Origin of the sequence: Streptomyces sp. NPDC048424, assembly GCF_040651555.1 — a bacterium.
Lineage (GTDB): Bacteria > Actinomycetota > Actinomycetes > Streptomycetales > Streptomycetaceae > Streptomyces.
Genome location: NZ_JBEZKE010000002.1, coordinates 459,102 through 482,431, shown reverse-complemented (window position 1 = coordinate 482,431; position 23,330 = coordinate 459,102). Strand labels below are relative to the sequence as shown.

The following is a 23,330-nucleotide window of genomic DNA, read 5'->3' as shown; positions in this document are numbered from 1 at the left end:
TCGGAGAGCTCGGCGGCAGTGCGTTCGACGCCCTGCGGGGATCACCCCGACACACACCCGACCCCGCCCCAACCGGCCCGCTTCGATCCCAGCCCCTGCCACCATTCGGCTACGCCGCACAAATCCAGCCTCGCCGCACCACATTCAGCCCCTCCGGCGTTTGAGGAGCGGGGTCCGGGGCGGAGCCCCGATCTTTGAGCCGCACCACCTCCGGCTTCGCCGCGCTATTCCAGCCCCGCCGGCGTTTGAGGCGCGGGGTCCGGGGCCACGCCGGTGGAGCCAGGGGCGGCTAGGTGGTCGGGGCGGCGACGGCGCTGTACGTGCGGCCGGCCGCGACGTACTCGCCCAGCGGGACCATGCCGAAGCCGTCGACGTGCACCTTCCAGGACGGCACGTTGCCGGCCTCGATGAACGCCACCACCGCGTCGGCCCGCTCCGAGGCCGCCGCCACGGCCATGGTGAACAGGGCCCGGGCCACGCCGCGCCCCCGGTACCCGGCGTCGACCACGACCGGCCCGTACAGCAGCCACCGCACCTCGCCGAGGGGGTGCCCGTCCCACTCCAGGGTGTCCTGCGCGCGGAGCAGGCCCTCGACCGGCGGCGGGGGATCGGCCAGGTCCGCCGCCACCGACAGGGCGAGCAGGCCGGCGACCCGGCCGCCGTCGTCCGCGACCAGCAGCTCCCCGGCCCGGGCCATCGCCCGCAGGACGCCGGCGTCGAAGCGGCCCTGTACGAAGCCCTGCTCCGCCCGCTGCCGCTCCGTCAGGGCGTCGTGGTGGTTGGCGGCGAAGAGCTCGGCCATGGCGGGCGCGTCGGCCTCGGTGGCGTACCGGTACTGCATGCCGCCGATCGTGCCACGCCCCCACGGGCCCGACCCGGAAAGACACCGCCTAGGGGTGAAGGAGGGCCCGGGCCCGGGTGGGGTCGACCTGGGCGCCGGTGCCCACGGACAGGAAGCAGTCGGCCTGCCAGGCCTGCGTCGCCCGGGCCTGCCGGCTCTCCACCGCGACCCACGGCGGGTAGACGCGGAAGGCGCGCTTGCCGCCGGACCCGTCCACGGACAGGATGCCGCGCTCGCGGAGCACCTCGCGGGAGAAGACGAACTGCCCGAAGCCGTCCGCGTCCCGGGTGCTGACGACGACGAGGTCGACGGGGTCCGTCACGTCGAAGGGCCGGATCGGCCCGCCGTCGGAGCGCTTCCACACCGTGACGAACTGCCCGGCCTTCGTCGGGGTCGTCCTGGCCGCGCGGAAGGTGACGCGCAGGCCGTCCAGCGTGAACGTGTACGCCCCGTACTCGGTGCTCTCCGCCTCGGCGACCGGCCGGGAGCACGTGAACCCGCAGCGGTCGTAGACCAGCTCCTTCGCCGCGAGGAGATCCTCGTGCACCGCGCCCGCCCAGGACCCGCCCCCGGGCACCTCGGGCTCACGCATGGTCGTAGACCGTCACTTCCACGTCCCGCGCGCACAGCGCGTCGGTGATCAGCGGCTCGATGCGCGGCCACTTGCCGCCCGCGAGCCCGCACCCGATGCGCGGCATGTGGACGCCGGCCCCCAGCTCGACGGCGTGCCCGGCCAGCGCGTCGAGGCAGCGCTCCACGGCGTCGTAGCGGATCGGCGGCCCCCCGCTCCCGGTGCGTATCCCGCGCTGCCCGACCATGTTGGCCACCCAGGTGTCGGGCTTCACCCGCACCACCTGCACGGCGCCCAGTCCGAAGTCGTTTCCGCTGCGTCCCCGGTGCCAGTCCCGGTACGCGGCCTCCGGTTCGGGCCACCGCTTCGAGACGGCCAGGACGAAGCCCTTCCCCCACCCGCCGAGGTCGTTGCAGACGTGGGCGATGATCTTGGGCCCCTTGGCCTGGGGACTCGTCGCGTCTCCGGCGATGATCCTGATCGGCTTCATGTACCGAACGGTAGGCGAGACCACTGACAACGCCCCGTCATCCCTCACAGGTACTCGCGCGCGAACTCCACCGCCCATTCGACCGCCGCCACCGGGATCGCGGCCGACTCCGGGGCGATGGTGATGCGGGCGGACTCCCAGCCCTCGTCGTGCTCGCGGAAGATCGCGAAGTGTCCTTCCTCCGCGGCCCCTTCCGGCCTGACGAGGAACTCGATCGCCCGGTCGTCGCCATCCGTGCCGACCGTGGTGATCTCCATGTCACCGACTACGAACTCCACTGCTCGCGCCCCTCAGTAGCCGCTGTTCAGGAACACCAGGTAGAGCAGCACGATCAAGATCGCCCCTGCCGCCATGAGGACGCCCGCAGCGGCCACGATCACCGTGCCCACGCGTTCCGTGCGCCGGCGGTGGTCCGCCGGCTTCCACTCTCCCTGGTTCATGCGCCCAGCCTCCACCGCGCCCCGCCCCGCCGCATGAGTGCGCGTACTCAGCCGACGTACTCAGCCGACGCAGCCGACGCACTCGGCCGGCACGCACGGCGGAGCACTCGGCCGGAGTAGTCCGTCACCCCGGTCCTCACCCGTCCACCGAGGTGACGAGCGCAACATCCCGCGTTTTCGTCGGCCCCGCCCCCACCCATTCCGCAGGCCGGACGCCGCGCGCGGCCCCGGATTCCAAGGGGGGACCCCACTGCCACCCACCCATTACCCGAAATAGGACATTTCGCTCTTCGAGCCTGTCTTCGAAAAGGCACGTCAGGCCCGCGCCGGGGCCCGTAAGCTCCCGTCATGCAGGTGATCCAGTCAACCAAACTCGCCAATGTCTGCTACGAGATCCGCGGCCCCGTGCTCGAAGAGGCCATGCGGCTCGAAGCAGCAGGTCATCGCATCCTCAAGCTGAACACCGGCAACCCCGCGGCCTTCGGCTTCGACTGCCCGCCGGAGATCCTTGAGGACATGCTCCGCAACCTGGGCAACGCCCACGGTTACGGTGACGCGAAGGGGCTGCTCTCCGCGCGCCGCGCGGTCATGCAGCACTACCAGACCAAGGGCATCGACCTGGACGTCGAGGACATCTACCTCGGCAACGGCGTCTCCGAGCTGATCCAGATGTCGATGCAGGCACTGCTCGACGACGGCGACGAGGTGCTGGTCCCGGCGCCGGACTACCCGCTGTGGACCGCGTCCGTCTCCCTCGCCGGCGGCACGGCCGTGCACTACCGCTGCGACGAGCAGGCCGACTGGATGCCGGACCTCGCCGACATCGAGCGCAAGGTCACCGACCGCACCAAGGCGATCGTGATCATCAACCCGAACAACCCCACGGGCGCGGTCTACGACGAGGAGATGCTGCGCGGGCTGACGGACATCGCCCGCCGCCACAACCTGGTCGTCTGCTCGGACGAGATCTACGACCGGATCCTCTACGACGGCGCCGTGCACCACAACACCGCCGCCATCGCCCCCGACCTGCTGACGCTGACCTTCAACGGCCTTTCGAAGAACTACCGCGTCGCCGGCTACCGGGCCGGCTGGATGGCGGTCTGCGGCCCGAAGAAGCACGCCTCCTGCTACATCGAGGGCCTCACGGTCCTGGCGAACATGCGCCTGTGCGCGAACATGCCCTCGCAGCACGCCGTGGCCACCGCGCTCGGCGGCCGCCAGTCGATCGAGGACCTGGTCCTGCCCGGCGGGCGGATCCTGGAGCAGCGCAACGTCGCGTACGACATGCTCACCCAGATCCCGGGCGTCACCTGCGTGAAGCCGAAGGGCGCGCTGTACGCCTTCCCGCGGCTGGACCCGACCGTCTACAAGATCAAGGACGACCGGCAGATGGTCCTCGACCTGCTGCGGGCCGAGAAGATCATGGTCGTGCACGGTACGGGCTTCAACTGGCCCGAGCCGGACCACTTCCGGATCGTGACCCTGCCGAACGCGACGGATCTGGCCGATGCCGTGACGCGCATCGGCAACTTCCTCGACGGCTACGGCCAGCCCTGACGGTGGGCGCGGACGACCAACAACAGGATTCAGCTCAACTTTAGAACCAATCCAATGTAGGATGGTCTCCTGACCACGCAGGAGGCCACCTCATGTACGAGCCGATCCGCACCAAGTCGGTCGTCCACCGCATGGGCGCCGCCCCGTCCGACTATCCGCACAGCAGCCGCGGCGAAGCGCTGGACATCCAGCTCGCCGGCCACCTCGCGGCCCTGCTCGCCGTCACCGACGAGCTCGGGCTCGACGAGGCCGCCGCCGAGATCGCCGTCCAGGTCGGCCGGCTGCGCGGGTCCCAGCCCGCACGCGCTCCGCAGCGCGCGGCCGCGGACACCGCCGCGCTGCACCAGCGCGCGCACGACCTCGCCGCCCGCGCGCTCCTCGTCGCCGCGTCCCGCGCCGACACCACCGCCGCGATCCTCGCCGCCGAGCGCATGGACGCGCACGCCGCCGCCCTGAAGTCCGCGGACCTGGCCGGCGCCCTCTAGACGGCCCCGGTCCGGGGCCGCGGAGGCTCCGGACCGGGTGCCACATCCCGGTGTCGACCGGGCTCGCGCGGCACGCTCCGCGGCAGGTTCCGCGGCCCGTGGCAGGGGCGGGAATTGGACAGAATCCGGTGCTCCGAACACGATGAGGGCTGAAAGTTCGCGGCAGCACGGGGGAGGCCGCTCACATGGTCCATCTCCTCCACGCCGCTTCGTCCCCGTTTCAGCAGCCTGGAGAGACTTCACCGATGAGCTTCGGCGACCCGAACAACCCCTACGGCCAGCAGCCCCCGCAGGGCCAGCCCGGCTACCCGCAGCAGGCCCCGCAGGGCGTCCCCCCGCAGTACGGCTACCCGCAGCAGCCCCCGCAGGGTGCGGCTCCGCAGTACGGCTACCCGCAGCAGGCGCCGCCGCCGGCCTACGGCTACCCGCAGCAGCCGGGGATGCCGGGCATGCCCGGCATGCCGGGTGCGGGCATGCCGCCGCTGGCCCACTGGGGCCTGCGCGTCGGCGCGTACCTGCTCGACGCGCTGATCATCGCTGGCCCGATGTACGCGCTGGCCGGCATCGGCGCGGCCATCGCCGGCGGCGACTCCGACTCCGCGGCGGCCGGCGTGCTCGGCCTCATCGGCATGCTGTACGCCCTCGGCATGTTCTTCTTCCAGCTCTACAAGGAGGGCACCACCGGGCAGACGATCGGCAAGAAGGTCGTCGGCATCAGCCTCCACAAGGAGGCCGACGGCGCGACCCTCGGCTTCGGCATGGCCTTCGTCCGCAAGCTGGCGCACATCCTGGACGGCATCCCCTGCTACATCGGCTGGCTGTGGCCGCTGTGGGACGCCAAGAAGCAGACCTTCGCCGACAAGGTGTGCGGCACCGTCGTCGTCAAGGTGAAGTGACCGGTTGAGCGCACACCGGCCCGCGCCGCACGGCGCGAGCCGGTGACGCGTCAGGGCGTGTCGGGCGTTCGCTCGAACTCCGCGCCCGCGACCCCGCACCACGGCACCGTCGCCACCGGCCACACCGGACCGACCGCCTCCCCGTGCTCGGTCGCGCCCGGGGCCACGCCCGGAATCCTCAACAGCGCCTGGGCGGCCCGGCGCTCCGGGTCCGGTTCGACGCCGTCGCGGAACTCCACCGTGACGACGTACGCGCCGATGCCCTCGGCCCGCCCCGCCGCCTCCACCGCGGCCACCACCCGCCGGCTCGCCGGATCGATTCGGCACCCGGTGACCCGTACGTCCTCCAGGGCCGCCCTGGGCGGCGCCCCGGGAGGTTCGCCGCCGCTCGCCCACACGTACAGGCCCAGCGGGGCGAACACCAGCAGTCCGGCCAGCGTCACCAGACCGACCAGCCAGCCCTGCCACTTCAACGCGCTCACGCCCATGCCCCGATCCTCCCGGGCGGCCGCCCCGCCCACCAGCACCCACGGGCTCACACAGCATTTCGAAGTGGGACCGCCTGGACACCTGACGTTCATTCAACTCGTCGCGGAATGTGGGTTTCCGCGAGCACGCTGCACCCGTGAGACGCATCCTAGGAATCGTCCTGGGCCTCCTCCTGATCGGCGGCGTGCTCTACGTCGTCGCCTTCCAGGGGAAGGATCACCCAGAAACCACGGCAACGAAGACCGTGCGTGGCGTCATCGGCTCGGAGAAGTCCGAATTCTTCCGCGACCCCGACGTCGTCAAGGCCCTGGCCGCCAAGGGCTACACCGTGAAGACGGAGACCTCGGGCTCCTGGGCGATGGACCAACTCGCCCTCAAGGAGTTCGACTTCGCCTTCCCCGGCAGCAGTGAACCCGCCAAGGAGGTCGCGGCCGCCGCCGGGCTCAAGGGGGCCCAGGAGACCAAGCCCTTCTACTCCCCGCTCGTGGTCATCGCCCGCCGGGGCGCCGCCGAGGTGCTGGCCGACAACGGCCTCGCCAAGATGACCGGCAAGAACCTCGGGACCCTGCTCATGGGCCCCTTCCTCAAGGCCGCCGCCGAGGACCGCACCTGGCAGCAGCTGCCCGGTTCCGCCGCCCACGCCGAGCTGACCGGCACGGTGTTCATCAAGACCACCGACCCGGCCTCCTCCAACTCCGGCGCCCTCTTCCTCGCGGCCACCTCCAACGTCGCCAACGGCAACACCGTGGTCGCCGACGACGCCGGGATCGAGCGCACCGCACCGCTGATGCGCAAGCTGATCTCCGTCCAGGGCGCCCTCGAACAGAGCACCGACGACCCCTTCCGGGCCTTCATCAGCGGCAGCGGCGAACCGCTCATCCTGGTGTACGAGTCCCAGGTGGCCTCCCTGCTGCTCCAGCACCAGGACCCCGGCGACATGGTCGTGCTCTACCCGGACACCACCGTCAACACGGCGCACACCTTCGTCCCGATCACCGAGCAGGCCAAGGAGCTGGGCACCCTCCTCGCCACCGATCCGCGGCTGCGCGAGCTGGCCGTACAGCGCGGCTTCCGCCCGCAGGACGGCGTGCCCGAGTTCACCGCCGCGACCGCACCGCACGCCGGCTACCTCAACCCCGGGCTGACCGGCATCCGTCAGGTCGGCACACCCACCGTCAAGATCCTCATGGCGCTCGCCCAGCGCGCCAAGGGTTAAGGGGCCCACACCATGACACTGACACCACCCGAGGACGGCACGTTCGTCCTCAGCGCGCCGGAGCCGGTCCCGCCCGTCCGCCGCGAGCAGGCCGCCGGGCTGGTCCCGCTGCAGGACGACGTACGCGACGAGATGGCCCGCCGGGCCGGGGAGTACGTGGGCTCGCTCGCGGGGATCGACACCCGCTCCCCCGAGTTCGCGCACCGCATCGGCGAGATCTCCGGACTCGGCGCGGCCGACATCCGCAGCGCCGCCCAGCAGTCCAACCGGATGCTGGAGCGGGCCGTACGCTCCCTCGGCGCGGACGGCGGCGGCGACGCCCAGGCCCGCGTCGCCGGCTCCCTCGTCGAACTGCGCCGCACCGTCGAGGACCTCGACCCGCGCGACACCCCCGGCAAGGGGCTCGGCAAACTGCTGGCGAAGCTGCCGGGCGGCAACAGGTTCCGCGACCACGTGGCGAAGTACGCCTCCTCGCAGGCCACCCTCAACAAGATCGTGGGCTCGCTGCGCAGCGGCCAGGACGAGCTGCGCCGCGACAACGCGGCCCTGCACACCGAGCGGGCCCGCCTGTGGGAGACCATGGGCAAGCTCCAGGAGTACGCCGTCCTCACCGAGGCGCTGGACGGGGCCGTCGAGCAGCGGATCGCCGAGGCGGAGCGCACCGACCCGCAGGCGGCCGACGCGCTGCGCGCGGACGTGCTGTTCCCGGTCCGGCAGAAGCACCAGGACCTGCTGACGCAGCTGGCCGTCTGCGCGCAGGGCTACCTGGCGATGGACGTGGTCCGGCGCAACAACGACGAGCTGATCAAGGGCGTCGACCGGGCGGCCACCACCACTGTCTCGGCGCTGCGGATCGCGGTCATGCTGGCCGCGGCCCTCGACAACCAGCGCAAGGTGATCGAGCAGGTCAACGCCCTGAAGGGGACCACCGAGGACCTGATCCGGGGCAATGCGGAGATGCTGTCCACGCAGAGCGGCGAGATCCAGCGGATCGCGGCCGATCCGGCGGTGGGGGCGGAGACGCTGCGGACGGCCTTCGCGCAGATCTACAAGACCCTCGACGCGATCGACACCTTCAAGGTGCAGGCCACGGAGAACATGGCGGCGACCGTGGAGTCCCTGGCCGGGGAGTTGCAGACCGCCTCGGCGTACCTGGCCCGTACCCGTAACGCCGGTGCGCTCGAAGGCGGTGCCCGGTGAGGCGCGGGAGGCGGGGCTGGATCGGTGCGCTGATCGCACTCGCCACGCTCGCCACGGCCACGGCCTGCACCTCCGAGGGCCCGGCCGAGCCCGCGGAGTCGAAGTACAAGGAGGGCCACCTGCGGGTGCTGGCCTCCAGCGAGCTCTCCGACATGGAGCCCGTGCTGAAGTCCGCGAAGGCGGCCACCGGGGTGAGCGTCGAGCTGACCTCGTCCGGGACGCTCGACGCGGTCGAGCAGATCGCCTCGGGGAAGGCCGACGGGAAGTACGACGCGATCTGGCTGTCCTCCAACGACTACCTGCGGCTGCGGCCCGAGGCCGCCGGGAAGCTGTCCAGCGAGACCCCGGTGATGTCCTCGCCGGTGGCCATCGGCGTGAAGCCGGAGGCGCTGGCCCGGCTGGGCTGGAAGCCCGGCGAGGTGACCTGGTCGGCGGTGCACGAGGCGGTGGCCGGCGGGAAGCTGACGTACGGGATGACGGACCCGGTGCGCTCCAACTCCGGTTTCTCCGCGCTGGTGTCGGTGGCGTCGGGGCTGTCGGGCGCGCAGGCGGCGCTGAGCGACGCGGAGGTGAAGACGGCCCAGCCCAAGCTGAAGGAGTTCTTCTCCGGGCAGAAGCTGACCTCGGGCTCCTCCGGCTGGCTGGCGACCGCGTACGGAAAGCGCGGTGACGTGGACGCGCTGGTGAACTACGAGTCGGTGCTGCTGTCCATGAACCGGGACGCGAAGGACGTGAAGGCGCCGCTGACGGTGATCCGGCCGCGCGACGGCGTGGTCACCGCGCACTACCCGCTGACCCTGCTGACCTCGGCCCCGGAGGGGGCGCGCGATGCGGGGCGGGCGCTGACGGACTACCTGCGCGGCCCCGAGGCGCAGAAGGCGATCACCGAGCAGACCTTCCGCCGGCCGGTGGCGGCCGGGGTGGCGCCGGCCGCCGGTCTGGACCCCGAGAAGCGGCACGAGCTGCCCTTCCCCGGTTCGCGTTCGGTCGCGGACGGGCTGCTGGCCTCGTACGAGAACGAGCTGCGCCGGCCCTCGCGGACGGTGTACGTGCTGGACACCTCGGGTTCGATGAGCGAGGAGGACCGCATCGGGCGGCTGAAGTCGGCGCTCACCGATCTGACGGGCAGCGGGAGTTCGGGCACGGGGCAGCGGTTCCGGGACCGTGAGGAGGTGACGTTGCTGCCCTTCGGTTCCAAGGTGAAGAAGGTGCTGACGCACGTCGTCGAGCCCGGCAGTCCGGGTCCGGCGCTGGACGCGATCCGCGGCGACGTGAAGTCGCTGGAGCCGGAGGGCGGTACGGCGGTCTACGGCAGCCTGGAGGCGGCCTACCAGCACCTCGGCAAGGGCGGCACGGACGCGTTCACCTCGATCGTGCTGATGACGGACGGGGAGAACACCGAGGGCGTCGGGGCCAAGCACTTCGACTCCTTCTACGCGGCCCTGCCCGAGGCGCAGAGGCGGACGCCGGTCTTCGCGGTGCTGTTCGGGGACTCGGACCGCAAGGAGCTCACCCACATCACCGAACTGACCGGCGGGCGGCTCTTCGACGCCACCGGCGGGAAGGGTTCGCTGGCCGGAGCCTTCGAGGAGATCCGTGGCTACCAGTAGGGGCGGCCGCCGGGGCGGCGGCGTGGCCGGCCGGGTGCTCGGCTACCTGGAGTCGAGGAAGAACCTGACCGGCTCCGCCTGTGGCGTGGTGGGGCTCGGTCTCACCGTGGCCGGGGTGGCCGGCGCGTACTGGCCGGTGGTGGTGGCCGGGCTGTACGGGGCGGGCGCGCTGATCGCCCCGCCGGAGCGGGTGGCGCCGCCGCCGTTCGACCCGAGCGAGGAACTCGACGTACTGCGCGGGGACTTCGCGCGGCTGCGGGAGTACCTGTCCGAGGTGGAGCTGCCGGCGGCGGCCGGGAGCCGGCGGGCCGGGCTGCTGGAGCTGTACGGGGCGCTGCTGGAGCCGGGGTGGGTGGCCGAGGTCCTGGTCACCGAGCCGGAGGCGGTGCACGCGCTGTCCCGGGCGATCCGGCGGGACGTGCCGGAGTGCGTGGACACGTACAACCGGACCCGCTGGTGGAACCGGCTGACGCCGGGCGGGGAGTCCCCGGAGCGTCACCTGGAGCGGCAGCTGGACCTGCTGTTCGAGGAGGCGGAAAGCGTGACGGCGGACCTCCGCGAAGCAGAGGCCCGCCGTCAGCAGACGCACACGGCCTATCTGGAGGAGCGCGGACGCTCCTGAAGACAGGCCGGTGCAGCGGTGGGAACCGCTTGGTCGGGGGCTCCCACAGCGGTGGGCGCCGCTTGGTCGGGGGCTCCCACGTTCATTGGCCCGGTGTCACCGGGCTCGGGCTCAGCCCAGGCGCTCGACGAGCGCGTGGTACTGGTCCCACAGTTCCTTCGGCGTGTGGTCGCCGTAGGTGTTCAGGTGCTCGGGGACCAGGGCGGCCTCCTCGCGCCAGACCTCCTTGTCGACCGTGAGGAGGAAGTCGAGGTCGGCGGCCGGCAGGTCCAGGCCGTCGAGGTCGAGGGAGTCCTTGGTCGGCAGGATGCCGATGGGGGTCTCGACGCCCTCGGCGGTGCCGTCGAGGCGCTCGACGATCCACTTCAGGACGCGGCTGTTCTCGCCGAAGCCGGGCCACACGAACTTGCCCGCGTCGTTCTTGCGGAACCAGTTCACGTAGTAGATCTTCGGGAGCTTCGCCTGGTCCTTGTCGGCGGCCACCTTGACCCAGTGGGCCATGTAGTCGCCCATGTTGTAGCCGCAGAACGGCAGCATGGCGAAGGGGTCGCGGCGCAGCTCGCCGACCTTGCCCTCGGCGGCGGCGGTCTTCTCGGAGGCGATGTTCGAGCCGATGAAGACGCCGTGGTTCCAGTCGAAGGACTCGGTGACCAGCGGCACGGCGGAGGCGCGGCGGCCGCCGAAGAGGATCGCGGAGATCGGGACGCCCTTGGGGTCCTCCCACTCGGGGGCGATCGTCGGGCACTGGGAGGCCGGGACGGCGAAGCGGGCGTTGGGGTGGGCGGCGGGGGTCTCCGAGTCCGGAGTCCAGTCGTTGCCCTTCCAGTCGATGAGGTGCTTGGGCGCCTCTTCGGTCATGCCCTCCCACCACACGTCGCCGTCGTCGGTGAGCGCGACGTTGGTGAAGACGGTGTTCGCGTACATGGTCTTCATGGCGTTGGCGTTGGTGTGCTCGCCGGTGCCGGGCGCGACGCCGAAGAAGCCGGCCTCGGGGTTGATCGCGTAGAGGCGACCGTCCTCGCCGAAGCGCATCCAGGCGATGTCGTCGCCGACCGTCTCGACCGTCCAGCCGGGGATCGTGGGCTCCAGCATGGCGAGGTTGGTCTTGCCGCAGGCGCTCGGGAACGCGGCGGCGATGTACTTCGCCTCACCCTGCGGCGGGGTGAGCTTGAGGATCAGCATGTGCTCGGCGAGCCAGCCCTCGTCGCGGGCCATGACGGACGCGATGCGCAGGGCGTAGCACTTCTTGCCGAGCAGGGCGTTGCCGCCGTAGCCGGATCCGTAGGACCAGATCTCGCGGGTCTCCGGGAAGTGCGAGATGTACTTGGTGGTGTTGCACGGCCACGGCACGTCCGCCTGGCCCTCGGCGAGCGGAGCGCCGAGGGTGTGGACGGCCTTGACGAAGAAGCCGTCGGTGCCGAGCTCGTCCAGGACGGCCTTGCCCATGCGGGTCATGGTGCGCATGGCGACGGCGACGTAGGCGGAGTCGGTGATCTCGACGCCGATCGCGGAGAGCTCGGAGCCGAGGGGGCCCATGCAGAACGGGACGACGTACATCGTCCGGCCCTTCATGGAGCCGCGGAAGATGCCCTGCTCCCCCGCGAAGATCTCCTTCATCTCGGAAGGAGCCTTCCAGTGGTTCGTCGGGCCCGCGTCCTCCTCCTTCTCGGAGCAGATGAAGGTCCGGTCCTCGACGCGCGCGACGTCGGAGGGGTCGGAGGCGGCGTAGTACGAGTTCGGGCGCTTCGTCTCGTCGAGCTTCTTGAACGTTCCCTTGGCGACGAGCTCCTCGCACAGGCGCTCGTACTCGCCCTCGGACCCGTCGCACCAGACGACGCGGTCCGGCTGGGTGATCGCTGCGATCTCGTCCACCCAGGAGATCAGCTCCTGGTGAGTCGTCGGGATGGAAGTGGGAGCCGCGTTGTCGCGCGCCACGATTGCTCCTTGTTGAGGGGTGTGTTTGGTGTTTGCCCCGTGGGGGCTGCGACCCGGACGCTTCGCGCTCCGCTCATCCGGTGCCGACCGCACTCATCTGATCATCCGGTGGATGTGCGCATATGTCCAGAGGGCCTCTCACGTGAGCATTGCCACGTCCGTCAATCTTCCGTAAAGACGATCGACGGATACCTACGGTCCCGTAGGTAGCATGGCGCCCATGACTTCTGACCCCGCCGCCGTCCCGGCCGCCGAGGCCACACCGGTAGTCGAGGCCCTGGAGGCGGCCGAGACCGCCCTGGAGGAGAAGCCGCTGCTGCGCGGCTGGCTGCACCTCGGAATGTTCCCCGCCGTGGTCGTCGCCGGCCTGGTGCTGATGGCCTTCACCGACTCGACCCGGGCACGGGTGGCCTGCGGGGTCTACATCCTCACGGCCTGCCTGCTCTTCGGCGTGAGCGCGGTGTACCACCGCGGCACCTGGGGGCCGCGCGGCGAGGCCATCCTGCGCCGGCTCGACCACGCCAACATCTTCCTGATCATCGCGGGCACCTACACCCCGCTGACCGTCCTGCTGCTCCCGCCCTCCACGGGACGGACCCTGCTGTGGGCGGTGTGGATCGCGGCCGCCGCCGGCATCGCCTTCCGCGTCTTCTGGGTCGGCGCCCCGCGCTGGCTCTACACCCCCTGCTACATCGCCATGGGCTGGGCCGCGGTCTTCTTCCTGCCCGACTTCATGCGCACCGGCGGCATCGCCGTCCTGGTCCTGGTGATCGTCGGCGGCCTCCTCTACAGCGTGGGCGGGGTCATCTACGGCATGAAGCGCCCCAACCCCTCCCCCCGCTTCTTCGGCTTCCACGAGGTCTTCCACTCACTGACCCTGGCCGCCTTCGTCGCCCACTACGTCGGGATCTCGCTGGCCGCGTACTCGCACTGAGCCCGGAGAAGGGGCCCGGCCGCGAGCGTGCGGCCGGGCCCCTTCCCGTCGGGTTCAGCAGGCGTGGCCGTCGCGGTCGGGGTCCAGGCGCAGCGGGTCGCTGCCGTTGACCTTCAGCCGCTTCGGGTACTGGTGGGAGGCCAGCCAGTCACAGCGGGCCTTGGACGTCTCCTTCACCTCGGCCGGGAAGCGGGTCGGCACGCACACGTTGACCGTCCCGTAGTGCCGGTCACAGCCGGCCACGCCGGGCGCCACCGGTACGGAGTCCCGCTTGGCGGGGTTCTGCTTGGCCGGCCCGAGCTTGTCCGCGAAGGAGTGCTCGTGCGCGGACGGCTGCTCCTGGGTGGCCGCCAGGGCCGACGGACCGCCCAGGTGCACCCAGGTGGCGATGGACGGGACGCCGTTCGCGTCGACCGCGAAGAGCATGTACCAGCCGGGCGGCGCCAGGTTGGGGTTGCTCGTCACGTTGAGGTCGATGTTGTTCCCGTTGACGGTCATCGGCAGGTCCACGAACCGCTGGTTGGGGTCCGAGGAGTGGGTGACCGCCGCCGGACGGATCAGCTCCGCCTTGGCGACGGGGCGGTTGACGGTGATCCGCTGCGTGTCCCCGTACACCCACTGCGTGTCGATCACCGAGGTGATCTGCGGACGCGCGCCCTTGAACAGGTACGGCGGGGTGTAGATCGACACGTTGTGGTTGTAGGTGCCGTTGCCCGGGTTGTCGCCGACCGACATGACCCGGCCGTCCGGCATCAGGAACGACGCCGAGTGGTAGGTCCGCGGGATCGGGTCGGTGGCCAGGCCCGGCTGGTAGGTGTTGGTCGTCGGGTCGAAGAAGGAGGCCTCGAAGACCGGGTCGGCCCGGTCGTGCAGCCCGCCGCCGGTCTCCAGCACCTTGCCGTCCGGGAGCAGCACCGCCGACACGTACATCTTGCCCTCGGCGCCGGTCTGCGGCCGCTTGCCCGTGCCCGTGTCGACCAGTCCCTGCGGGAGGTCCGGGCCGGCCGTGTAGCCGGGGCTCGGCTTCTTCAGGTCGATGATGTCGGTGATCCGGTTCGCGGCCGGGTTGGTCTCGTTGTTGCCGCCGCCGATGGTCAGGACCCGCTGGTCCTGCGCCGGGGGCAGCAGCACGCTCGCCGACTCGTCGCGCTGGTCCTTGTTCCGCAGGCCCGGCACGTCGGTGACGGTGTTGGCGCCGTAGTCGTAGATCGAGGCGCCGGTGCCCGGGGTGCCGTTGCCGAAGGTGTGGCTGCCCGAGTAGAAGAGCCGTCCGTCCTGCATGAGGATCATCGACGGGTACAGGCCCCAGTACGACCAGGTCTGGTTGACCTCGTTCATCGGCAGCCACTTGTTCTGCGCAGCCGAGAACTTCTCCGCGGTCACGTTGCCCGTGGAGTCCTCCTTCAGCCCGCCGAAGGAGATCACGTCACCGTTGCCGAGGACCGTCGCCGACGGGTACCAGTGCCCGCCGTTCATGTCGTTCGTCTTCGTGTAGGCCTCGGTCGCCGGGTCGAAGACGTAGCTGTCCTTCAGCCCCTGGTAGCCGATCGTGCCGTCGGCGGACGGGTACCCCTTGTTGCCGCTCATCACCAGCACCCGGCCGTCCGCCAGCTGCACGTGGCCCGCGCAGAACATGTCCACCGGCGTCGGGATCGTCTTGAAGGTGCCGTTCGCCGGGTCGTAGACGGCCGAGGTGAAGGTGCCCGCGTTGAACTGGGCGATGTCGTTGCCCGAGCCCGCGATCAGCAGCACCTTGCCGTTCTTCAGCACGACGGCGTGCATCGAACGCACCGGGTTCTTGGCCGGGATCACCTCCCACTTGCCCTTGGCGCACTCCTGCGCCGTACCCGAGCAGACCGGCTGCGGCGGCACCGCGCCCACCTCCTCCAGCGCGTAGTCGTCGGTGGTGAGCGTGCCCACCCCGTAGACCGACAGCCCCCACGCGATCTTGTCGGTGTTGGGCGGCACGGCCGGCGTACGGACCTCCGTACGCGCCCAGCCGGCACTGACGGGCGGATTCTGCAGGTCGGTCCAGTACTGCCAGCCGGCCGTCGTGTCGCGGCGGAACACCGTCACCGACACGTCCGGGGTGTTCGACTTGTACCAGGCGGACAGGTCGTACTGCTTCCCCGGAGTGACGGTCGGGGCGCACGTGCTGTTCTCGGTGACCAGGGCCTTGCGGTCGCCGTCCAAGCGGCGCGTGAGGGACACCTTCATCGCCTTGGTGCCGGTGTGCGCCTCGGCCACGGTGGCGAAGGTGAAGTCGTTGTCGCCCCAGCCGGACTTGGACCAGCAGGACGGCATGTCGGCGCCGGCCGGACCGGCCGTCTCGAAGCCGGGATTGGAGAGCAGATTGGGCGGACCGGCCGTGGCCTGCTGTGGTGCGGTGAGCAGCAGGCCCGCGGTCATCGCCCCGACGGCGAGCAGGGCGGCCCGCCGCCCGGCCCTGCGCCGGATCGTCACACGCATGGAAAGGATCCCTTCTGTGCGGCTCAACTCCTGGAGTGGCGGCCCGCCTTGGGCGGGGCACCCGGGGTGCGCGCGGTACGCGACCGACGCGAGGTGCGCGGCAGGTAGACCAGGGCCTCGGTGGCCGCGAACCGCAGGACGAAGGTGGTGACCAGGGCGAGAGCGGTGGCCGGCAGCACCTCCATCCCGAACCGCGCGACGAACACCGCGATCAACGGGATGCGCAGCAGCAGATCGGCATTGGCCAGCAGGGCGAAACGCCCCACCCGGTCCGCCCAGTGCCGGTGCCGGCGCCGGTCACGGAAGAGCAGGGTCTCGATGAGGAGGAAGTTCCACAGCACCCCCGCCTGGTTGGCGACGATCTCGGCGCGGAGGTAGTGCATCCCGGCGTGCGTGAGCAGCCAGAGCGCGGCCAGGTTCGGGACGAAACCGGAGAGCCCGATCAGCCCGAAACCGATCATGCGGGCCAGTGGGGTCGCGGAGCGCAGCGAGGCGAGGTGCGCGAGGAAGCGCATGCCCTCGCGGGCGGTGGACTTGGACTCCCCCGAGAAGCGGTCCTGGAAGACGAACGGCACCTCGGCGACCTTCCGCGGACGGCAGCGCACCGCCAGCTCCAGCAGGATCTTGTAGCCGAGCGGCTTCAGCGCCTCCGCGGTGACGGCCGAGCGGCGCATCGCGAAGAAGCCGCTCATCGGATCGCTGATCCCGCGCAGCGCCCGCGGGAAGAGCCCCTTGGTCAGCCAGGTCGCCCCGCGGGAGACGGCGATCCGGTAGCTCCCGGCGAGCCCGGCCCGGCTGCCGCCGGCGATGTAGCGGGAGGCGACGACCAGGTCCGCGCCGGTGCGCTCGCCCTCGCCGACGAGCTCGGGCACCAGGTGGGGCGGGTGCTGGAGGTCGGCGTCCATGACGACGATCCAGTCGGTGTCCGCCCGCTTCACGCCCTCGACGACCGCGCCGCCGAGGCCGCCCTCGGCCACCTCCCGGTGCAGGACGGAGACCGGGAACGGATGGTCGGCGGCGGCCTTCTCGATGGCGGCGGGGGTGTCGTCCGTGGAGTCGTCCACGAACAGCACGGCGCAGGGCAGGTGGTCGGGGAGCGCGTCACCGAGCCGGCGCAGCAACTCGGCCACGTTCCCCGACTCGTTGAAGGTGGGGACGATGAGGGTGACGCTGCCGGTCAGGGCCTGCGGAGCGACAAGCTCCGCATCGATCGGGGCATGGAGGGACCACAGGTCCTCGCTCATGGTGACTCAGCTCCCACTCGTGCGGTCGGCGCGGTCGGTCCCGGTGGCGCGGTCGGTCCGGCGGATCTCGATGCGGTCCTCGCCCGACCCGAAGACGGCCACCACGCTCGAATGCTCCAGCGCGGCCTTCACCGTGGGCAGGTCCACCGCGTCGCGGCGCACCGTGGGCGAGGAGACCACGTAGTCGATGTCCTGCCAGCCGCGCGGCAGGGTCTTGGTGACCGCGGGGTCGAGGTCGGCCTTGTAGAACCAGATCGCACCCGGGCCCGGCTCGAAGCCGTGGTGCACGGCGTCCAGCCACAGCGCGTCGTCGAGCAGCACCCGGGTCCGCGCCGGATCCTCGACCTCGCTGCCGAGCCAGGCCGCGGCCTGCCGGTACGGGGCGTTCGCGTCGACGGTGAGCGCCGTGCGGTTGCCGTCGTACCAGCGCGGCAGCACGTACACCGCGGCGCACGCGGCGAGTACGCCGAGCACCGCCCAGCGCACCCACACCTGCGCCCCGCGCTCCCCCGGGCCGCGCCGGCGGCGCAGCACGGCGTGCGTGACGCTCGCCGCGCCCCCGGCGAGGACGAGCGCGAGGAACGGCAGCGCCTGGATCACGTACATCGCCGGGAGGTAGCCGGAGGGCCGCATCGCGACGACGGCGAGGATGACGGCGGCCAGCGCGGGGCCGGCGAGCGCCCGGGCGGTGACGGACCAGCGGACAGTGGCCAGCAGCAGGACGGCGCCGGCCAGGCCGCCGAGCGGCAGGACCGTGTCGTAGTACAGCCAGGACCGCAGCACGCCGTTCGAGCCGGTCCCGGCGTCGAGGATGAAGCCGGAACCCGGACGGCTCATCTGGTAGGTGATGCCGTCGATGAGCGAGACGTGCCCGGCACCGGGCAGCAGCTCGCTGTTGAGGAGGGCGTACAGCGGGTACGAGAGCCCGATCAGCGCGCAGGCGGTGATGGCTCCGGTGACGGCGAACTTGCGGGTGTCGCGGTGACTGTGGCGCCACATCGTCACCAGCAGCGCCGGGAGCACCACCAGCATCGTCTCCTTGGTCAGGACGGCGGTGGCGGCCGCCAGCCCGGACCCGAAGTGGTGCCACAGGTGCCGGCTCGGTGACGCGGCGAGGCAGAAGGCCAGCAGCATCCACATCACGGCGAGGTTGTCGAGGAAGATCTCGCGCTGCAGGACGACGGAGAGCGGGGACAGCCCGAAGAGCGCCATCGCCAGCCCGGCCGCCCAGCGCGGCAGCCACAGCCGGCGCGCGAGGACGTACATCAGCACGGAACTCACGGCGGAGACGGCGAGCATCGAGAACCGCATCGGCGCGACGGTCATCCAGTCGGGCACGAAGAGGGACGGCAGGTACGTCAGGCCCGCGACCTGGATCCAGCCGAGCGGCGGATGGTCGTACCAGTACGTGTAGTGGGCGAGGCCGTCGCCCTGCTGGACGGCCCACGCCTGGGCGAGGTAGGTGCCCTCGTCGTCGCTCAGCGTCGGGAAGTGGGTGATGTTCCAGCCCTGGACGAGCAGGATCACGAGCAGCAGCGCCCCGCACAACAGCAGGTCGGGGCGGGAGGAGCGGAACCTCACGAGCGGCCGGACGGGGGCGGCGGGGCGGACGCCGAGTCCCCCGACGGGGCTGCGCTGGGCGGGAACGGTGAGGGTCTCGGTCTCGGGCTGGGGATCAGTGGCCGTGGGCAGGGTGGCGGTCACTGGCGGCTGTCCTCTCGGATCGCGACGGAAGCGGAGGCGGAGACTGCGGCGGGAACGGCGGTGGCGGTCGCGGCGGGGACGGCGGCGTTGGCCGCGGTGGCGGTCGCGCCCGTCAGGTGGGCGCCGGTGTGGCTCGTCAGCTCCCACTCGCCCTGGCCGCGCTGCTCGCGCCAGACCGCGCGGATCGCCGCGCCCGCGAGCATCACCTGGTAGAACGGGCCGCCGACGACGAGCTTGACGTAGTGCACGAAGCGGACGCGCAGGCCGTACTGCCGGCCGAAGTCGTGCAGGCCGACGATCTCGAAGACGAAGGTCACCATCGCCGTGATCATGGGAAGGAAGGTGATGATCGCGATGCCGACCGGTACGTCGAGGAAGACCGCGACGGCGAAGTTGAGAGGGATGATCACACCCGACGCGGCCTGCATGAACGGCGTCATCAGCGTGTAGCGGGCCAGCCAGCGCTGACCGCGCCCCGGCAGCTGCTGCCAGTCCTTCTTCCGGTACACCTGGAGGAACCCCTGGTTCCAGCGGGTGCGCTGCTTGAGCAGGCTGACCAGCGAGCCGGGCGTCTCCTCGCGGGTGACCATGTCGGAGTCGTACGCGACGACCACCTTCTTGCCGACCGACGACAGCCGCACCCCGAGGTCGCAGTCCTCGGCGAGGCAGTCCTGGTCCCAGCCGCCGGCCTCGCGCAGCACCTCGGTGCGGACGAAGACGGTGTTGCCGCCCAGCGGGATGAATCCCTTCTCGGCGTGCAGGTGCAGGCGGGAGCGGAACCAGAAGAAGTACTCCAGGCAGTTGCGCAGGCTGTACCAGCTGGAGTGGAAGTTGATGAGCTGGACCCCGCCCTGGACCACGTCGGCGCCGGTGGAGCGGAAGGCGTGGTCGACGTGGGCGAGCAGCTCGGGGTGGACCTGGTCCTCGGCGTCGAAGACTCCGACGATGTCACCGCGGCAGGACGGCAGCGCGGTGTTGAGGGCCTTCGGCTTGTTCTTCGTCTCGTGGTGGTCCACGACGACCCGTACGCGGGCCGGCTCGCGGGCGGCGGCCCGTTCGGCGACGGCGGCGGTCTCGGGGTCGTCGTGCCCGACGATCACGATGATCTCGTAGTCGGTGTGGCTCGACTCCAGGAGCCGGTCGATCGTGTGCTCCAGCACCGCCTGCTCGTGGCGGGCGGGCAGCAGCAGCGAGAAGGCCAGGCGGCCCTCCCCGTCGGGACGGTCGAAGCGGGTGGAGGCGAGTACCTCGGGGGTCCGCCACGCGTGCATCTGCCACCAGAGCGTGAAGGCGGCCATCCAGAAGAGTGCCAGCGAAATGACAACAATGAACACAGATGTGTACAAAATGTCCCCCACAGACCCGCCGCCCCCCGGCGGCGATCAGCAAACCCCCCGGGAGCGCACGGCGGGCCCCCCGGCCCGCTGCTCCCGCTTCCCCCTTGCGCGCACCCCCCAGTGCGCCATCCCGGTGACTCCCGAAAAGAGTGACTCACCAACGACACGAGACTAGGCACTGAACATGACAGTCAGAAGCGGCGCAGATAAATAGCACGTTTCTGAACCGATCTACGGCAACCGGAATTGACGGTACTCCGACCCCTTCAGGGACGAACCGTGCCCAACTGCTCCGCCAGCTCGACCGGATCCGTCGTAGGCCGCGCGCAGACGAAATGTCGACAGACATACGCCGTCGGAAGGTCGCGTACGAGTGTGCGCTCGGCAAGAAGGGGGAACTCACCGCCGCTGCCGTCCGCCGCACGCGGCAGACCCACCGCCACCACCGCACCAGGAGCCGTCCCCAGCAACGCCGTCCGGTGCAGCTCCGCGAGCGTGGGATCCTCCGGATGGCCGACGACCGCCACCTCGCGCGGCCCGTCCAGCAGCGCCTCGGCCACCGACAGCCCGTGCCCGATGAAACGCGGCACGCGCGGACCGAGCGCGTGCACCACCCCGAGCGCCCGCTCGGCCGCCGTCCGGTGGGCCTGCGACCCGGTGTGCGCCGCGTACGAGAGCAGCGCGCCCGCAGCGGCCGTCCAACCCGACGGGGCGGCCGTGTCGGTCGGATCCTGCGGCCGCCGGATGAGCCGCTCCGCGTCGTGCGCCGTGTCGTACAACGACCCGTCCTCGGCCGTGAACTGGTCCAGGACCAGGTCGACGAGGAACCCGGCGAACTCCAGCCAGACGCCCTCGCCCGTCACGGACGCCAGCGCGAGGAAGCCTTCCGCGACGTCGCCGTAGTCCTCCAGCACCCCCGCGTTCGGCCCGACCTGACCGTCCTTGCTGGTACGGGCGAGCCGCGCCTTGCCGTCCATGTGCACGCGCACCAGCAGATCGGCCGCCTCGGTCGCCCGCTCCACCAGGTCCGGCCGCTCGAAGTACGCCCCGCACTCGGCGAGCGCGGCGATCGCCAGCCCGTTCCACGCGGCGACGATCTTGTCGTCGCGGCCGGGCGCCGGCCGCCCGCCCCGCTCGGCCAGCAGCCGCTCCTTGATGGAGGCGAGCCTGCCCGCCTCCACCACGGGCCCGTCCTGGGGCAGTTGCAGCACCGACTTCCCGTGCTCGAAGGTGCCCTCCTCCGTCACCCCGAAGTACGCGGCGGCCAGGTCCCCGTCGTCCTCCCCCAGCACCTCCCGCAACTGCGCCGGCGTCCAGGCGTAGTACGCGCCCTCCACGTGCGCGCCGCTGACCGGGTCCTCGCTGTCGGCGTCGAGCGCGGAGGCGAAACCACCCTGCTCGGTGCGCAGTTCGCGGACCATGAAGTCGGCGGTCTCCAGGGCGACCCGGCGCGCGAGGTCCGACCCGGTGGCCCGCCACAGGTGCGCGTAGACCCGGCAGAGCAGGGCGTTGTCGTAGAGCATCTTCTCGAAGTGCGGCACGACCCACTCCCGGTCCACGGAGTACCGTGCGAACCCGCCGCCGAGCTGGTCGTAGATACCGCCCCGGGCCATGGCCTCGCACGTGTCGGCGGCCATCTGCAGCGCACCCTCGGACCCGGTACGGGCGTGGTTGCGCAGCAGGAACTCCAGCACCATGGACGGCGGGAACTTCGGCGCCCCGCCGAACCCGCCGCGCACGGCGTCGTACTCCCGCGTCAGCCCGAGCAGCGCCTGCGTGAGCTCCTCGGGCCCCGGGGTGCCGGCCTTCCCGTAGTCCAACTCCCGCCCGGCGAGGTCCCGTACGATCCGCTGCGCGACCTCGGCGACCTCCTCGGGCCGCCCCACCCAGGCGGTCCGCACCCCTTCGAGCACCTGCATGAAGGAGGGCATCCCGTGCCGGGGCTCGGGCGGGAAGTAGGTCCCGAAGTAGAACGGCTCGGCGTCGGCGGTGAGGAAGACGGTCATGGGCCACCCACCCTGCCCGGTGGCGGCCTGCACGGCCTCCATGTAGACGGCGTCGACATCGGGCCGCTCCTCGCGGTCCACCTTGATGTTGACGAAGTGCTCGTTCATGTAGGCGGCGGTTAGTTCATCAGTAAAGCTTTCGGCTTCGAAAACATGACACCAGTGGCAGCTCGAATAGCCGACGCTGAGATGCACGGGCACCCCCCGCTCCCGTGCCTCGGCAAAGGCCTCGGGCGACCACGGCCACCAGTCGACGGGATTGTCGGCGTGCTGGAGCAGGTACGGCGAGGTCTCGTTCGCGAGGCGATTCGGCATGATCCCATCCTGCCCCACGGGATCCGGTCACCGCCGCAGGACCGGTGCCAGGTCGCGGATCCAGGCGTCGCGGGTGCGGGGCCAGGTGGTGGCGCAGGGGGCGCGGGTCGGGGTGGCGAGGGTCGGGTGGCGGGTGGGGGCCTCGGCGTGGACGGCGCAGCGGTGGGCTTCCGCGCGGGTGGCGTGCGGGGCGTGCTCGTCCTCGGGGTCCGGTTCGGGGTCGGCGGCTGCCGCGAGGTCGTAGGCGCGGGCGGCGGTGAGGAGGGTGTCCTCGCCCTCCGGGCGGCTGCGCAGCAGCATCAGCCGGGCGAAGTCGTCGGCGGCGTCCTCCTCGGCGCGGGCCCCGTTGTCCGGGAGGTCCAGCGCGTGCACGAGGGCGTGGCCGGCTTCGTGGTAGAGCGTCTCGCGCACGACCTCGGCGAGTTGGTCGTCCGGTGTGGGGGAGCCCGCCTGCTCGAACAGTGCGCGGTCCTCGGCCAGGTCGTCGTAGCAGAGCTCGATGCGGTGTGCGGCGGGGTCGTAGCCGGTGCCTTCGCCGGAGCAGGAGCGGGCGACGACGGTGACGCCGTAGGGGAGGGCGAGGTAGGCGTCGAGGGCCGCGAGTACGGGGGCGGCGACGGCCCGGTCCCGCAGGAAGCGGTGTGCGGCCCGGTCGGCGGCGGCCGGTTCTTCGTAGTGGAGAGCGAAGCCGTGCACCGGTTCCGGCTGCGCCGACCGGCATCCGGTCGTCACCGGCAGCAGTGCGGCGGCGCACAGCGCCAGGGTCCCCCACCACCGTCTGGTCATCGGGTCAGCGTACGAGTGCACGGGCCGCGGCGGTCTTCCGGGCCCGCGTGCGGAGGACCTTTGGGTTCGTCAATTGCGGTCTCTTTCACTCCAGTTAGCTCTGATCTCGCTCAGATTCCCTCGCGTTCGTGTCTCTCACGCACGACACTTGGGAATCGACTCGACCGGAGCTCTCTGAGG

21 protein-coding genes are annotated in these 23,330 nt (G+C 71.2%); 8 read left to right on the top strand and 13 right to left on the bottom strand.

The genetic code is table 11. The features are described 5' to 3' along the window. Nucleotides 1-289: 289 nt before the first annotated feature. The 5 genes from AB0D29_RS04830 to AB0D29_RS04810 are packed head-to-tail and all read right to left on the bottom strand — an operon-like array spanning nucleotide 290 to nucleotide 2,342. Nucleotides 290-841, bottom strand: coding sequence for a GNAT family N-acetyltransferase (locus tag AB0D29_RS04830; RefSeq protein WP_362852140.1), 552 nt, complete (start codon nucleotides 839-841; stop codon nucleotides 290-292). Between the two features lie 49 nt (nucleotides 842-890). Further along, entirely contained in the window at nucleotides 891-1,433 is a 543-nt protein-coding gene (locus AB0D29_RS04825) for a MepB family protein (protein WP_362852139.1), read from the bottom strand. Beyond that, nucleotides 1,426-1,902 (bottom strand): macro domain-containing protein, encoded by a 477-nt coding sequence (locus tag AB0D29_RS04820; protein WP_362852138.1) that lies wholly within the window; start codon nucleotides 1,900-1,902, stop codon nucleotides 1,426-1,428. The genes AB0D29_RS04825 and AB0D29_RS04820 overlap by 8 nt, the downstream gene beginning before the upstream one ends. Before the next feature lie 44 nt (nucleotides 1,903-1,946). Then, nucleotides 1,947-2,180 carry a hypothetical protein gene (locus AB0D29_RS04815; RefSeq protein WP_362852137.1) on the bottom strand — a complete coding sequence of 78 codons (234 nt, stop codon included), beginning with the start codon at nucleotides 2,178-2,180 and terminating at the stop codon, nucleotides 1,947-1,949. Between the two features lie 12 nt (nucleotides 2,181-2,192). Beyond that, on the bottom strand, nucleotides 2,193-2,342 hold the full coding sequence (locus tag AB0D29_RS04810) for a hypothetical protein (RefSeq protein WP_362852136.1): 150 nt from the start codon (nucleotides 2,340-2,342) through the stop codon (nucleotides 2,193-2,195). 348 nt (nucleotides 2,343-2,690) lie between these two features. On the opposite strand from AB0D29_RS04810, the gene AB0D29_RS04805 reads away from it, so the two are divergent. The 3 genes from AB0D29_RS04805 to AB0D29_RS04795 all read left to right on the top strand — a co-directional run bounded on the left by AB0D29_RS04805 (nucleotide 2,691) and on the right by AB0D29_RS04795 (nucleotide 5,283). Continuing rightward, the gene (locus tag AB0D29_RS04805; protein WP_362852135.1) at nucleotides 2,691-3,902 is read left to right on the top strand and encodes a pyridoxal phosphate-dependent aminotransferase; all 1,212 of its coding nucleotides are present in this window, start codon (nucleotides 2,691-2,693) and stop codon (nucleotides 3,900-3,902) included. 92 nt (nucleotides 3,903-3,994) lie between these two features. Then, complete coding sequence (locus AB0D29_RS04800; protein ID WP_362852134.1) at nucleotides 3,995-4,387, top strand: hypothetical protein; 393 nt, start codon at nucleotides 3,995-3,997, stop codon at nucleotides 4,385-4,387. A gap of 245 nt (nucleotides 4,388-4,632) precedes the next feature. Beyond that, the gene (locus tag AB0D29_RS04795) at nucleotides 4,633-5,283 is read left to right on the top strand and encodes an RDD family protein (RefSeq protein ID WP_362852133.1); all 651 of its coding nucleotides are present in this window, start codon (nucleotides 4,633-4,635) and stop codon (nucleotides 5,281-5,283) included. Nucleotides 5,284-5,333: 50 nt separating this feature from the next. On the opposite strand, the gene AB0D29_RS04790 is transcribed toward AB0D29_RS04795, so the two are convergent. After that, nucleotides 5,334-5,765: a hypothetical protein gene (locus tag AB0D29_RS04790; protein WP_362852132.1), complete on the bottom strand. Its 432-nt coding sequence runs from the start codon at nucleotides 5,763-5,765 to the stop codon at nucleotides 5,334-5,336. Nucleotides 5,766-5,908: 143 nt separating this feature from the next. Here AB0D29_RS04790 and AB0D29_RS04785 point away from each other — a divergent pair, with 143 nt between their 5' ends. The 4 genes from AB0D29_RS04785 to AB0D29_RS04770 are packed head-to-tail and all read left to right on the top strand — an operon-like array spanning nucleotide 5,909 to nucleotide 10,420. After that, nucleotides 5,909-6,988, top strand: coding sequence for a substrate-binding domain-containing protein (locus AB0D29_RS04785; RefSeq protein ID WP_362852131.1), 1,080 nt, complete (start codon nucleotides 5,909-5,911; stop codon nucleotides 6,986-6,988). 12 nt (nucleotides 6,989-7,000) lie between these two features. Then, nucleotides 7,001-8,188, top strand: a complete 1,188-nt coding sequence (locus tag AB0D29_RS04780; RefSeq protein WP_362852130.1) for a toxic anion resistance protein — start codon at nucleotides 7,001-7,003, stop codon at nucleotides 8,186-8,188. Then, nucleotides 8,185-9,798: a substrate-binding and VWA domain-containing protein gene (locus AB0D29_RS04775; RefSeq protein ID WP_362852129.1), complete on the top strand. Its 1,614-nt coding sequence runs from the start codon at nucleotides 8,185-8,187 to the stop codon at nucleotides 9,796-9,798. Before AB0D29_RS04780 ends, AB0D29_RS04775 begins: the two co-directional genes overlap by 4 nt. Beyond that, nucleotides 9,785-10,420, top strand: a complete 636-nt coding sequence (locus AB0D29_RS04770) for a hypothetical protein (protein ID WP_362852128.1) — start codon at nucleotides 9,785-9,787, stop codon at nucleotides 10,418-10,420. Before AB0D29_RS04775 ends, AB0D29_RS04770 begins: the two co-directional genes overlap by 14 nt. A gap of 111 nt (nucleotides 10,421-10,531) precedes the next feature. Here AB0D29_RS04770 and AB0D29_RS04765 read toward each other — a convergent pair whose 3' ends face one another. Further along, entirely contained in the window at nucleotides 10,532-12,355 is a 1,824-nt protein-coding gene (locus tag AB0D29_RS04765) for a phosphoenolpyruvate carboxykinase (GTP) (protein WP_362852127.1), read from the bottom strand. A gap of 220 nt (nucleotides 12,356-12,575) precedes the next feature. Here AB0D29_RS04765 and AB0D29_RS04760 point away from each other — a divergent pair, with 220 nt between their 5' ends. Further along, a complete protein-coding gene (locus AB0D29_RS04760) occupies nucleotides 12,576-13,289 on the top strand; it encodes a hemolysin III family protein (protein ID WP_362797601.1) in 714 nt (237 codons plus the stop codon). A 54-nt stretch (nucleotides 13,290-13,343) separates the two neighbouring features. Here AB0D29_RS04760 and AB0D29_RS04755 read toward each other — a convergent pair whose 3' ends face one another. The 6 genes from AB0D29_RS04755 to AB0D29_RS04730 all read right to left on the bottom strand — a co-directional run bounded on the left by AB0D29_RS04755 (nucleotide 13,344) and on the right by AB0D29_RS04730 (nucleotide 23,150). Beyond that, a complete protein-coding gene (locus tag AB0D29_RS04755; protein WP_362852126.1) occupies nucleotides 13,344-15,758 on the bottom strand; it encodes a galactose oxidase-like domain-containing protein in 2,415 nt (804 codons plus the stop codon). Nucleotides 15,759-15,781: 23 nt separating this feature from the next. Next, nucleotides 15,782-17,002, bottom strand: a complete 1,221-nt coding sequence (locus AB0D29_RS04750; RefSeq protein WP_362852125.1) for a glycosyltransferase family 2 protein — start codon at nucleotides 17,000-17,002, stop codon at nucleotides 15,782-15,784. Between the two features lie 6 nt (nucleotides 17,003-17,008). Further along, nucleotides 17,009-18,583 carry a phospholipid carrier-dependent glycosyltransferase gene (locus AB0D29_RS04745; protein WP_362852163.1) on the bottom strand — a complete coding sequence of 525 codons (1,575 nt, stop codon included), beginning with the start codon at nucleotides 18,581-18,583 and terminating at the stop codon, nucleotides 17,009-17,011. A gap of 119 nt (nucleotides 18,584-18,702) precedes the next feature. Beyond that, the gene (locus AB0D29_RS04740; protein ID WP_362852124.1) at nucleotides 18,703-20,052 is read right to left on the bottom strand and encodes a glycosyltransferase; all 1,350 of its coding nucleotides are present in this window, start codon (nucleotides 20,050-20,052) and stop codon (nucleotides 18,703-18,705) included. Nucleotides 20,053-20,309: 257 nt separating this feature from the next. Continuing rightward, nucleotides 20,310-22,364 carry a thioredoxin domain-containing protein gene (locus AB0D29_RS04735; RefSeq protein WP_362852123.1) on the bottom strand — a complete coding sequence of 685 codons (2,055 nt, stop codon included), beginning with the start codon at nucleotides 22,362-22,364 and terminating at the stop codon, nucleotides 20,310-20,312. 27 nt (nucleotides 22,365-22,391) lie between these two features. Continuing rightward, a complete protein-coding gene (locus AB0D29_RS04730) occupies nucleotides 22,392-23,150 on the bottom strand; it encodes a DUF4344 domain-containing metallopeptidase (RefSeq protein ID WP_362852122.1) in 759 nt (252 codons plus the stop codon). Nucleotides 23,151-23,330: the final 180 nt, after the last annotated feature.

Coding starts and splice junctions, on each gene's coding strand:
- AB0D29_RS04830 (WP_362852140.1), bottom strand. CDS start 841: ATGCAGTACCGGTACGCCACCGAGGCCGACGCGCCCGCCATGGCCGAG.
- AB0D29_RS04825 (WP_362852139.1), bottom strand. CDS start 1,433: ATGCGTGAGCCCGAGGTGCCCGGGGGCGGGTCCTGGGCGGGCGCGGTG.
- AB0D29_RS04820 (WP_362852138.1), bottom strand. CDS start 1,902: ATGAAGCCGATCAGGATCATCGCCGGAGACGCGACGAGTCCCCAGGCC.
- AB0D29_RS04810 (WP_362852136.1), bottom strand. CDS start 2,342: ATGAACCAGGGAGAGTGGAAGCCGGCGGACCACCGCCGGCGCACGGAA.
- AB0D29_RS04805 (WP_362852135.1), top strand. CDS start 2,691: ATGCAGGTGATCCAGTCAACCAAACTCGCCAATGTCTGCTACGAGATC.
- AB0D29_RS04800 (WP_362852134.1), top strand. CDS start 3,995: ATGTACGAGCCGATCCGCACCAAGTCGGTCGTCCACCGCATGGGCGCC.
- AB0D29_RS04795 (WP_362852133.1), top strand. CDS start 4,633: ATGAGCTTCGGCGACCCGAACAACCCCTACGGCCAGCAGCCCCCGCAG.
- AB0D29_RS04780 (WP_362852130.1), top strand. CDS start 7,001: ATGACACTGACACCACCCGAGGACGGCACGTTCGTCCTCAGCGCGCCG.
- AB0D29_RS04760 (WP_362797601.1), top strand. CDS start 12,576: ATGACTTCTGACCCCGCCGCCGTCCCGGCCGCCGAGGCCACACCGGTA.
- AB0D29_RS04755 (WP_362852126.1), bottom strand. CDS start 15,758: ATGCGTGTGACGATCCGGCGCAGGGCCGGGCGGCGGGCCGCCCTGCTC.
- AB0D29_RS04750 (WP_362852125.1), bottom strand. CDS start 17,002: ATGAGCGAGGACCTGTGGTCCCTCCATGCCCCGATCGATGCGGAGCTT.
- AB0D29_RS04735 (WP_362852123.1), bottom strand. CDS start 22,364: ATGCCGAATCGCCTCGCGAACGAGACCTCGCCGTACCTGCTCCAGCAC.
- AB0D29_RS04730 (WP_362852122.1), bottom strand. CDS start 23,150: ATGACCAGACGGTGGTGGGGGACCCTGGCGCTGTGCGCCGCCGCACTG.